General features: G+C 59.7%; 10 protein-coding genes. 5 read left to right on the top strand and 5 right to left on the bottom strand.

Annotated elements, in window-relative coordinates:
* Nucleotides 1-218: 218 nt before the first annotated feature.
* The 4 genes from asmA to alkA all read right to left on the bottom strand — a co-directional run bounded on the left by asmA (nt 219) and on the right by alkA (nt 4,373).
* A complete protein-coding gene (gene asmA, locus ABLU73_RS04810) occupies nt 219-2,066 on the bottom strand; it encodes an outer membrane assembly protein AsmA (RefSeq protein ID WP_264924516.1) in 1,848 nt (615 codons plus the stop codon).
* 30 nt (nt 2,067-2,096) lie between these two features.
* Nucleotides 2,097-2,678, bottom strand: coding sequence for a dCTP deaminase (gene dcd, locus ABLU73_RS04815; protein WP_004151145.1), 582 nt, complete (start codon nt 2,676-2,678; stop codon nt 2,097-2,099).
* Between the two features lie 90 nt (nt 2,679-2,768).
* The gene (udk, locus tag ABLU73_RS04820) at nt 2,769-3,410 is read right to left on the bottom strand and encodes a uridine kinase (RefSeq protein ID WP_002912442.1); all 642 of its coding nucleotides are present in this window, start codon (nt 3,408-3,410) and stop codon (nt 2,769-2,771) included.
* A 114-nt stretch (nt 3,411-3,524) separates the two neighbouring features.
* On the bottom strand, nt 3,525-4,373 hold the full coding sequence (alkA, locus tag ABLU73_RS04825; protein ID WP_130971969.1) for a DNA-3-methyladenine glycosylase 2: 849 nt from the start codon (nt 4,371-4,373) through the stop codon (nt 3,525-3,527).
* Nucleotides 4,374-4,510: 137 nt separating this feature from the next.
* Between alkA and yegD the strand changes: the two genes are divergently transcribed.
* The 5 genes from yegD to ABLU73_RS04850 all read left to right on the top strand — a co-directional run bounded on the left by yegD (nt 4,511) and on the right by ABLU73_RS04850 (nt 9,830).
* Nucleotides 4,511-5,863, top strand: a complete 1,353-nt coding sequence (gene yegD, locus ABLU73_RS04830) for a molecular chaperone (RefSeq protein WP_004201546.1) — start codon at nt 4,511-4,513, stop codon at nt 5,861-5,863.
* A gap of 288 nt (nt 5,864-6,151) precedes the next feature.
* Complete coding sequence (locus tag ABLU73_RS04835) at nt 6,152-8,008, top strand: sensor histidine kinase (protein ID WP_264924528.1); 1,857 nt, start codon at nt 6,152-6,154, stop codon at nt 8,006-8,008.
* Between the two features lie 14 nt (nt 8,009-8,022).
* A complete protein-coding gene (locus ABLU73_RS04840; protein WP_032456375.1) occupies nt 8,023-8,724 on the top strand; it encodes a response regulator transcription factor in 702 nt (233 codons plus the stop codon).
* Between the two features lie 237 nt (nt 8,725-8,961).
* Nucleotides 8,962-9,102: a small membrane protein gene (locus ABLU73_RS04845; protein ID WP_004146563.1), complete on the top strand. Its 141-nt coding sequence runs from the start codon at nt 8,962-8,964 to the stop codon at nt 9,100-9,102.
* 116 nt (nt 9,103-9,218) lie between these two features.
* Entirely contained in the window at nt 9,219-9,830 is a 612-nt protein-coding gene (locus ABLU73_RS04850; protein WP_004201550.1) for a LuxR C-terminal-related transcriptional regulator, read from the top strand.
* Between the two features lie 273 nt (nt 9,831-10,103).
* Here the strand turns inward: ABLU73_RS04850 and ABLU73_RS04855 are convergent, their stop codons facing one another.
* Entirely contained in the window at nt 10,104-11,378 is a 1,275-nt protein-coding gene (locus tag ABLU73_RS04855; RefSeq protein WP_032456376.1) for a dicarboxylate/amino acid:cation symporter, read from the bottom strand.
* Nucleotides 11,379-11,526: the final 148 nt, after the last annotated feature.

Raw genomic sequence — 11,526 nt, forward strand, 5'->3', positions numbered from 1 at the left:
GACATGCTCACATCACAGGAATTGATGCTCTACAGCCGCCACACTGCCTGATGGCGCTTCGCTTATCAGGCCTACGGGAGGGCGACACAAACCGGGGAATTACCCCCTGCCGCACAATCCTGGCCGGATCAGGCGTAGCCGCCGCCCGGCATCAACATGACATCACCCTTTGACGGCAATGACACAGCCCGGAAGTCCCGAGCTGCTGGTCTGGACGATTACAGCTTATCGAGCAGCTTTTTGGCGTCTTTGCTCTCTTTGCTGCCTTTATTACGTTCGACCCAGTCGTTGAGGCGCTGCTTCGCTTCATCCTGCAGCTGTTTGCGCAGGATCTGGTCGACCTGCAGGCTGTAGCTCAGCGACTGCCAGTCGCCATAGATGCGCAGCGGGATAGCGGTCTGTTTCAGGCGGTCGATAAGTTTGCCCTCGCCTTTCCAGCCGCCGAGCACGCGCACGTTAAAGCGCATATCGCAGTTCTCTTTCTGCAGATCGAGCTGACCTTCGCCGGTCATCGCCATCACATCGGACTGCCCCTGCAGGCGGTTCAGCGTCACCTGCCCGTTATCCAGCGTCAGCTGGCTGCTCACGGCATCCAGGCGGGTGGCATTGTCATAGTTTTCCTGCGCCCGCACGTTGGTGCTGCGCTCCACGGCCTGTTGCACCAGCTGCTGGAAGTTAAGTCCTTCGGTTCGGGTATCGGTCATCTGGAGCTGCGCCTGGCCCTGCCAGTGACGGCGGAAATCATCCGCGTCAATGCGCGTTCCGGAAAACTCGCCGGTCAGTGACAGCTTGCCGGTCAGGCTTAATGAATAGTTGAAGGCTTTGATCAGCGAACCGATCTCCACGTTCTGCAGCGCCGGCTGGAACGTCGCCTGCGGCGTGTCGCCGCGGGCATCAAGGGTCCCGGGGAGGGAGAGCTGGCCGCCGTCGAGGTTGCCCTGCATTTTGCTGACCGTCAGCAGCCCCTGCTGATTGCTGATTTCGCTCTGCACCTGGGTGAAGTTCAGGCCGCGCCACTGCAGCTGGTCGGCGCTCAGGGCCATCCGGCCGTTAAAGCCGCGCAGGCTCTGATAATCTTCGCGCTCATCGCTGTCGGCGATCACCGGACGCAGCGGTCGCGTCTGGCTCTGGCCCTGCTGGCTGGCGCTGCTGTCGGTCGCCGGCGAAGAGGATGCCAGCAGACTGTCGAGATTCAGGGTGGTGGCGTGCAGATCCACTGACCAGTCCGGGCGGTCTCCCAGCACCACGCTGCCGTTGCCGGTGAGGGTGCTGCCGCTGGCCATCAGGTTCAGATTATCAAAGCGCAGAGTCTTGCTATCTTCCTGCCAGCTGGCCTGCAGGCTCCCCTGACCATTGATGCCGTCGGGGGGCAGCTCGGCGCCGCGCAGCTGCCAGCTGAGCTGGCTAAAGTCGGCTTTTAACGAGTGCGGATAGTCGCCGCCCTGCACGGTGGCGGAGAAGCTCAGCGCCAGGTCGCGCTGGTCGCGGTTGACGCGGCCGGAGAAATCAACGGTGGCCCGGTGGTTCTCATCCTGCTCCATCTGCAGGCGGATGTCGCGCACGGTCACCTGCTCGCCGTTCTCATGCTGGAAGAAGAGCACGCTGTCGGCCACCTGCAGCTGGCGCACGTCGTAGGACCATCCGCGGTCCTCCGGAGCCAGCGGCAGGGTGTTGTCATGCGGCACCACCGGCGCGGCGCTGTCGCGAACCGCCTCGGTTTTCGGGGTCAGCTGGATCACCGCCCCCTTGAGCATCACCTGCTTCACCTGCAGCTGGTGCGAAAGCAGCGGCAACAGCGCCACGTCGAGGCGCATGTTGTCGGCGCGGATCACCGGCTCCTCGGCGCCTCGGGCGGTCAGCGTCATGCGTCCGCTGAGAATGCTGAGCTGCGGCCAGACGTGCCAGCGCAACGGGCCATCGAGTTCAAGCTGATAACCGCTGCGCTCTGCCACCTGATGCACCATATAGGCGCGAAAATCGTTGGGATTGACCAGCAATACCAACGAGGTAAGCCCGGCGACAATGACCGCCAGCAGGATCATCAGCGTTGTCAGTATTCGTCTCATGGCACCCTCAGCAACACCCCGTTGACGTTATCAATCCTTGTCGATTCGGCTCGCCACCGCGCCCTGTTGGTCGCGATATTTGGCGTCTTCACGGCGATTATATGGCCGCGCCGCCGGGCCCGATAAGGGTTCAAAGCTCAGCGCGCCGATGGGCATCCCCGGGCGCAGCGCCAGCGGCAGTTTGCCGGAGTTGTAGAACTCAAGCACGATGCAGCCAGACCAGCCCGGGTCGATGCGGTGCGCAGTCACGTGCACCATCAGCCCCAGGCGCGCCAGCGAGGAGCGTCCGTCAAGCCAGCCCACCAGGTCGGCAGGCAGGGTGACCGACTCGTAGGTCACCGCCAGCGCCAGTTCGCCTGGATGCAGGAAAAAGGCCTCCCCTTCCGGCAGAACGATCTCTTCGCTCATCACGCGGTCCAGCGCGGCGCTGACCTCGGCCTTCGGGCCGCTTAAATCGATAAACGGCGCCGTGTGGCCGCGGAAGGTGCGGAATTTATTACCCAGCCGTACATCAACCGTCGCGCCATTAATACGCTCAACGGGCGGGCGCGGATTGATGGCCAGTCGCCCTTCATCCAACCAGGCTTCAATATCTCGGTCACACAGACGCATGGGCTTTCTCCTTATAAAGCTGCTTCCCGCACGCTTCGCGGCGGAGAGGGCAACAGGGCTACTCTTTGCACGTTACACAATTCGGCCAGGTTATTCAAAGAACTGACTGATTTTGGCCTTCAGAATATCAATCGCGATGCGGTTTTTGCCGCCGCGCGGCACGATGATGTCGGCATACTGCTTCGACGGCTCAATAAACTGCAGGAACATCGGGCGCACGGTTTTCTGATACTGGGCCATCACCGAGTCCATGGAGCGGCCGCGCTCGTTAACGTCGCGCTTAATGCGGCGCATCAGGCAAATATCGAGCGGGGTGTCGACGAAAATAGAGAAGTTGAGCTCGTTACGCAGACGCGCGTCGGTCAGCAGCAGGATCCCTTCAAGAATAATCACCTTCTTCGGCTCGACGTGAATGGTGTTCGGCGTGCGGGTATGCTCGACGTAGCTGTAGACCGGCAGTTCAATCGGCTGGCCGCTTTTCAGCATCTGCAGGTGCTGGAACAACAGACTGTGGTCCATTGAGCTCGGGTGGTCATAGTTGGTTTTGACGCGCTCTTCCATCGACAGATGACTTTGATCTTTGTAATAGCTGTCTTCCGGAATGACGCCAATATGTTCGTCGCCAACTTGTTCACGCAATTCGCGATAGAGAGTACTGGCAATAAGACTTTTGCCAGAAGCCGATGCGCCGGCGATACCTACAATGACGCACTGATGGGACATATCAGTCATAAATTTTTGCGACCTGATTAACCTGGATAGAGATGGAGGGTGGCGGCGGACCGCCAAACGCGGCAATTATAGGGATTTCAGCGTCCCGATACCAGTGGTATGCGCCCCGGACGGCTATTCCGCCGCCGGCGCCCAGTCATCGGTATACCAGATATGCAACAGCGCATAAGATCGCATCGGCTGCCAGCGGCGGGCATAGCGGGCGATGGCGGCTGGCGTCATTCCCGGAAAGCGCTGTTTAATCAGGTAGTCGTCCGGCAAAAAGATATCCTTCGCCTGCCAGCCGCGCAGGGCAAAGTAGTTTGCCGTCCAGCGGCCAATCCCGGGTAGCGCCTGCAGTTGACGCAGCCCGGCGTCGATATCCGCCGGTGCCGTCAGGGGCAGCTCGCCGCTGAGCGCCGCCCGGGCGAGGTGGATCAGCGCCTCCGCGCGGCGAAGCGGCATCCCCAGCGCCTTCAGCCCCTGCGGATCGGCCCGGGAGAGCGCCTCCGGCGTCGGGAATAAGACATAGCCGGGGGCGTCCGCCAGCGGTTCGCCCCAGCCGGCCGCCACTTTGCCGGTGAGCCGGGCGGCCATCGCCACGCTCACCAGCTGGCCGAGCACCGCGCGCACCGCCTGTTCGAAAGCGTCCAGCGCCCCGGGCAGGCGCAGCCCCGGTCGCGCCTGCGCCAGGTCGCCCAGCGTGCGAGCGACCTGCTGCGGATCGCAGGCCAGATCGAACAGCTGGCCAATTCGCGCATAGCAGATCTCAGCCACCGGCTGCAGCCCCGGGGAGAGCGTCACCCGCAGGCCCTGCGCCTCCTCGTCCGGCGCCAGATGAATCAGCCCGCCGTGGCCTGCTACGCGAAAGCTGCGGCTGTAGCCGCCGTCATGAAAACGCTCAACGCCAGCGACCGCACGCGCCTGCAGAAAACCAACCATCCACGCCCAGTCGTAAGGCGGGGTCCAGGGTAACAACACCATAAGCTCTCCTTTATATAGCGTTTCAATGATAGTCGCCCTTCACCATCAGCGCCTTGCTTTTAAATTCCGGTTGTCGGCATGACGGCGATCCGCTAAAGTCGCCCCCCTTCTTCACCGGCATGGGGATTTTGCAGACGATGTTTATTGGTTTTGACTACGGCACCGCCAACTGTTCGGTGGCCGTGATGCGGGAAAACAAGCCCCAGCTGTTGACGCTGGAAAACGGCAGCGCCCTGCTGCCCTCGATGCTCTGCGCGCCGACGCGCGAAGCGGTCAGCGAGTGGCTCTATCGCCATCACGATGTGCCCACCCACAGCGACGAAAACCAGGCGCTGCTGCGCCGGGCGATTGCCGCCAACCGCGACGAAGACATCGAGGTGCTGCGCAACAGCGTGCAGTTCGGCCTCGCCTCACTGCATCAATATGTTGAAGATCCGCAAGAGGTCTACTTCGTTAAATCGCCAAAGTCCTTCCTCGGCGCCAGCGGCCTCAAGCCGCAGCAGGTGGCCCTGTTTGAAGACCTGGTCTGCGCCATGATGCTGCACATCAAACTGCAGGCGGAAAGCCAGCTGCCCGAGCAGATTGACCAGGCGGTGATTGGCCGACCGATTAACTTCCAGGGCCTCGGCGGCGACGACGCCAACGCCCAGGCGCAGGGGATCCTTGAGCGGGCCGCCCTCCGCGCCGGTTTCCGCGACGTGGTCTTCCAGTTTGAACCGGTGGCTGCCGGTCTGGATTTCGAAGCTACCCTCAATGAAGAGAAGCGGGTGCTGGTCGTCGATATCGGCGGCGGCACCACCGACTGTTCTCTGCTGCTGATGGGTCCGCAGTGGCGGGAGCGCGCCGACCGCCAGCAGAGCCTGCTCGGCCACAGCGGCTGCCGCATCGGCGGTAACGACCTCGACATTGCCCTGGCCTTTAAATGCCTGATGCCCCTTCTCGGCATGGGCGGTGAAACGGAGAAAGGCACCGCGCTGCCGATCCTCCCGTGGTGGAATGCGGTGGCGATCAACGACGTCCCGGCGCAGAGCGATTTCTACAGTACCGCCAATGGCCGACTGCTGAACGACCTGCTGCGCAGCGCCCGGGATGCCGATAAGGTGGCCCTGCTGCTGAAGGTCTGGCGTCAGCGTCTGAGCTATCGCCTGGTGCGCAGCGCCGAAGAGAGCAAAATCGCCCTCTCCAGCGCCGCCCGCGTTGAGACCGCGCTGCCGTTTATTCAGGACGAGCTGGCTACCGATATCGCTCAGCAGGGTCTGGAAGCGGCGCTGGATCAGCCTCTGGCCCGCATTATGGAACAGGTGCAGCTCGCCCTCGATAGCAGCCAGACCACCCCGGATGTGATCTATCTTACCGGCGGTAGCGCCCGCTCGCCGCTGATCAAAAAGGCGCTGGCGGCCCGGCTGCCCGGTATTCCGCTGGCCGGTGGCGATGATTTTGGCTCGGTAACCGCCGGGCTGGCCCGCTGGGCGCAGGTGGTTTTCCGCTAGTCCCCCCCGGCGCTGCCGCGCAGCAGGTCTGTCCTGATCGTGGCGCTGCAGATTACGCTGGAATATTCCTGGTCTCCCACGCAAAATGGCCTGTTCTTCCGGACAGGCCTGTCCACTTTCCTCCGCTTCCGGGGGCGTATTATCCATACCGTAGCCAGTCGTCTGCGGTCAGTAATCTTTGCATGCCGCAAGGGGGCGTGTTTGAAAAGGGTGTCTGCGATCTTCGCGGCGGTCCGGCGTTGCCGGCCGCAGTTCCTGGCAGGCTGGCTGGTCAGCTGCGGATTGCTCTTGCTGCTGATCGCTCCGCAGGCGCAGTCGGCGCCCCGACAACTGGGGACGGATATCCCCGTCGAATGGTACGCGGACGACAGCGGCCAGATGACCATCGATCGCTTTGCCGACCTGCCCGCGGACCGGCTCGCCACCACCCGGCAGATCCCCTCTTTTGGCTATTCGCGCAAAACCCTGTGGCTGCGCAGCGAACTGCCTGGCAGCTGGTTTGCCGACGAGTCGCGCTGGCTGCAGATTGGCCCCTCTTTTGTCGATCACCTGACCCTCTATTACCGGCCGTTGGGTAGCGATGCCCCGTGGACAGCGCGTACCTTTGGCGACCGCGACCCGGCCCGCGAGAGCGATCTTCACTATCGGGAAAGCGTGCTGATCCTCCCTCCGCCGCCGACCGCCGCCGGCTATGAGATAGTCTTTCGCCTGCAGAGCACCAGCACTCTGATCCTGCTGGCCTCGCTCTCTTCGCCGCAGGCCTACGTGCAACGGGCCGCCGCCGACACCGCCTTCTGGAGCTTCTATTTTGGTCTCGCGGCGGTCGCCAGCGGCGTGGCGCTGTGGCTGGCCCTGGCCCTGCGCCGGCGTCTGCTATGGGGCATCTGCTTCTTCTCGCTCAATTATCCGCTGGTGGCTGCCCTGCACGGCTTCCCGGAGTGGTTCTTCGGCCACGCCGCGCTGCCCTTCCAGGATTTTATGATCAGTAGCCTCTCCCTGTTCAGCTATGCCACCGCCCTCTGGCTGCACAGTGAGATATTCGATTTAAAGAAAAATATGCCGCGGCTTTACCGGCTGCTGATCGCCGCCGTGGTGCTCAACCTGCTGCTGCAGGTCAGTATTCCGCTGGGTTTTTACGGCCTCGCGATGCAGATTGAAGGAGTGATCTTTATCATTATCACTCCGGTGTTGCTGTTCACCTCCTGGTGGCTGTGGCGCAAAAAAGCTATCGACCGCAACACCCTCCTGCTGGGGCTCCTGCCGCCGTTCTATGTCGCCGCCGCGGTGCTGGTGCAGCTGTCGATCCACGGTATTATCCCGTTTCATATGGCGATCTATTCCCTCTGGCAGTATGCGCTGATCGTCCACATCATTACGGTGCTGATCATTGCCATCCTGCGGGTGCGGGCTGAAAACCGCCAGCTGGAGCAAAAGCAGCGCCTGGCGCGCGAGCTGCAGATTGAGCGCGAGGCCAGCTTCCACCAGCGGCAGTTTATGGGCATGGTGGCGCACGAATTCCGCACCCCGCTGGCGGTGATCCAGGCGGCGCTGGAGAATCTCCGCCTCTCGGCGGCCTCCGCCAGCCAGGAGGCGCGCTTCGATCGCATCGGCCGCGCCGCCACCCGTCTGGTACAGCTCACCGATAACTGCCTCGCCGACGCGCGCCTCGCCTCCCACGATCTACACGTTGACCGCCAGCAGACCGCCCTGCTGGCGGTGATCAACATGGCCGCCTCGGTGGTAGCCATCTCCCATGATCACTACCTGAACATCCGCCATCACGGCGCGGTGGAAAGCCCCCAGCTGCAGGCCGATGCCGGTCTGCTGTGCATCGCCATCGCTAACCTGCTGGATAACGCGGTCAAGTATTCGCCGCCGGGCGAAATCACCATCGATATTCACGCTGATGCCGGGCAAACAGAGCTGCGCATTCGCGACTACGGCCCTGGGCTCCCCGCCGGACAGGCGGAACTGATCTTTGAGCGCTATCGCCGCGGGGAACATACGTCGCCGGTGCCGGGCGGCACCGGTCTCGGACTGTATGTTGCGCGTCAGATCGTGCAGGCTCATGATGGCAAACTGTGGCTGGCCGGGCATGGCCCGGACGGCTGCACCTTTATTCTCACCCTCCCCACGGTTGCTTAAGAGGAGAACGACGCATGGCTTTACGGCTGGCGATAATTGAAGATAACCCCGATCTGCTGGATGAACTGCTGGCCTGGTTGGGCTATCGCGGCTTCGAGGTATGGGGGACGCGGAGCGCTGAGGCCTTCTGGCGGCAACTGCACAGCCATCCGGTGGACATCGTGCTGATTGATATCGGTCTGCCCGGCGAGGATGGCTTCAGCGTGCTGAGCTACCTGCACGAGCTGGGGCACTACGGTCTGGTGGTGGTCAGCGCCCGCGGCCAACAGCAGGATAAACTGCAGGCGCTGAGCCTCGGGGCCGATGCCTATCTGATCAAGCCGGTTAACTTCGCCCATCTCGCGGAGACCCTGACCGCCCTCGGCGCCCGCCTGCAGCAGGATCGGCCGGCCCCCCAGCAGCCAGAGATGGCCAGCGCCGCCCCCGCTCCCGCCACCGGACTGTGGCGTCTGCATGAGGATAAACTGATCTCCCCAGACGCGCGGACGCTGGAATTAACCCAGCAGGAATATCGCCTGGTGGAACTCTTAATGCGCAATCGCAACGAAGTGTGTAGCAAACTGGAGCTTCATGCTTGCCTGTTTGCCCATGAAAGCGAGCCTGACCTGCACCGTATCGACGTGGTGGTTAGCCGCCTGCGCCACAAGGCTCGCCAGCAGGGGATCCATCTGCCCGTACGCGCAATCTTTGGTAAGGGGCTGGCCTTTATCTCCTGAACGACGGGGCATGTCGGCGGCCGCGCGGGATATGAATGACTCGCAAGTGTTAATTTTTCTCATTTTCTGAGAGAAATGAGAGGAATGAGACTGACGATGACCTTAAGAACTTTCTTATAGTGCTACTACATCAGGATGATGTCGTATGATTTTCATCGGACAGAAAAGCATATAACAAAACGTATTAGCCGTTCGCGGCAAATTCTGACACCATGCAACACAAACAAGGTATAAACAATGGCCATGCAAACGTGGTTAGTTTTATTGCTATGCATTTTTTTCTTCAGCATCTCTGTATACAGTTTTATTTCCTATCTGAAAGACAGGAGACGGCAGAAATTTACCTTTAACGATAAGCGTTCAATGCGTCGTAAATAATTCACTGTAGAATAATAAAAACATATTGTAGATACTTTAATACAGTCAACACACCGCATACGCCCGGAGGATGTGTCACAGCATGGCGTTATGTTTTTGCGTAAGGAAATAACGCCATGAGAAACATTAATGTCACCATCAACACCCGCAATACCTTTGTCCGTGAATCGCTGATGGCTATGGTCAATGACCTCACGCAGGGCGAAATACGGGCGCGTTTTTCCTGGCGTAATAATGACCTGTCAGGGGAAGACATCATCATTTGCGAAGTGATCCCCGGCGAAATCTACCTGTGCAATACGCTGATTAAAAACAGGAAAAAAGGCAGTTCGCTGATTATCCTCCACAGCTACGACCAGTTGCCGGAAGATGATTTCATGATTAACTGCCTGAAAGGGGTTATTTTTGTTTCGCTAAAAACCGCCAGTATTCCGCAACTGCTGACGATCATTAAAAGCGAGCTCCAGCATTGTATGAGCCCGTCAGCCACCGACGCCGCGGGTCGGGAACTCAGCTGCGCCAGCTGCCCGCACCGCGTGCTGTCGCGCTCGCAGACCGCCGTGGTGCACGGTATTCTCGAAGGGATGGATATGAGTAAAATCGCCGCCCTGCAGCGCGTCAGTCCCCGTACCGCCGCCTATCATAAAAATAAGATTATGGAAAAATACAGTCTGAATAATAACCATGACTTTTTCCAGTTTATGAATCTGTTACGAGAGCGCTGGTAGGTAAATAGCCAGCAGAAGAGAATAAGATATTCGCCTGGCGATATTGTCGTAAATCCGAAAATAGCCACAGGATGCTAAAAAAGCGCCAGCGCTGCCAGACATAACGTTAAACTCTGACGCTTCCTCGGTATAAAGACGTTACCGCGCGCCTTTATATAAGAAAAAAGACTATTTACGAGGAAAACTGATACTTCGTCACATTGCCCCTGACGTGCCTGTCAGGGGTCTTTTTTCGGTGTGGAATGGCGCCCTCTGCGTGAGGGCGCGGCAGGATCAGGCTTCCACTTTCTCCACTTGCCAGTCCGGCTGCGCTTCCTCGTCGGTCAGCAGACCTTCGTTTTTCGACAGCATAGCGGTGGCGATGCCGTTACCCAGTACGTTGATGGCGGAGCGCCCCATATCGAGGAAATGGTCGATGCCCATCAGCAGCAGGATCCCGGCAACCGGGATATGGAAGCTGGGGATAGTGGCCGCCAGCACCACCAGCGCCGAGCGCGGTACCCCGGCGATGCCTTTCGAGGCCAGCATCAGGGTCAACATCATGACCGTAATCTCGCTGAAGCTCAGCGGCACGTTATAGGCCTGGGCGATAAACATCGCGGCGAAGGAGCAGTAGACCATCGAGCCGACGAGGTTAAACGAGTAGCCAATCGGCAGAACGAACGAGACGATATTGCGCGAACAACCAAACTTCACCAGCCGTTCGAGGGTCTTCGGATAGGCAGCTTCCGAGCTGCTGGTGGTAAAGGCTACCAGCACCGGATCTTTCAGCATGTTCAGCAGACGGAAGACCTCTTTCTTCAGCACCATATAGCCGACGGCAATCAGCACCGCGCTGGTCAGCAGCACCGCCAGGTAATAACCGCCGATGAACGAAGCGTAGTTGAGTAATATCCCCAATCCCTGCGAGGCAATCACCGACGAGATGGCGGCGAAGATGGCCAGCGGCGCAACGTACATCACATAGCCGGTCACCTTCAGCATAATGTGCGACACCACGTTTAGGGCCGCCACCAGCGGAGCATTAAACTTCTCTCCCAGCGACGCGCCGGCGATGCCAAAGAACATCGAGAACACCACGATCTGCAGGATCTCGTTGTTGGCCATCGCCTCGGTGATGCTGGTAGGGATGGTATGCGACAGGAACCCTTTCAGGGTCATGCCGCTGACCGCCAGGCCGGTATCCACCGCCTCTTTCGGTACCGTCAGGTTCAGCCCGGCGCCCGGGTGCTGGAAGGTGACGATCACCAGCCCGACGAGAATGGATAATACCGATGAAGTGATAAACCACACCATCGCCTTACCGCCCACCCGGCCGATGGTCGCCGTCTCGCCGAGGCGCATGATCCCGACCGTCAGGGTGCTGAACACCAAGGGCGCGATAACCATTTTGATTAAGCGCAGAAACAGATCGGTCAGCAGCGTGATGTTGTCTGCCCAGGCGGAGATAGTAGTCGGCGTCGCGTAGGCATGGATAGCCGCGCCGGAGAGGATCCCCATCAGCATAAAAACGACGATGAAGAGCGTGAGTTTGTTTGCGTTTGCCACAGCAATGACCCCTGATTATTTAACACGTTGATTTTTAAGTGCATATTTTATTATTATGAGAATGCACTGATTTATTCACCGCATAAATCTAATTAAAGCCCCCGCGGATACAACTATTTTTTGCTTTTTTAAACTAAAAGTTGATATC

Source organism: Klebsiella sp. GG_Kp175, from assembly GCF_040062325.1.
Lineage (GTDB): Bacteria > Pseudomonadota > Gammaproteobacteria > Enterobacterales > Enterobacteriaceae > Klebsiella > Klebsiella quasipneumoniae.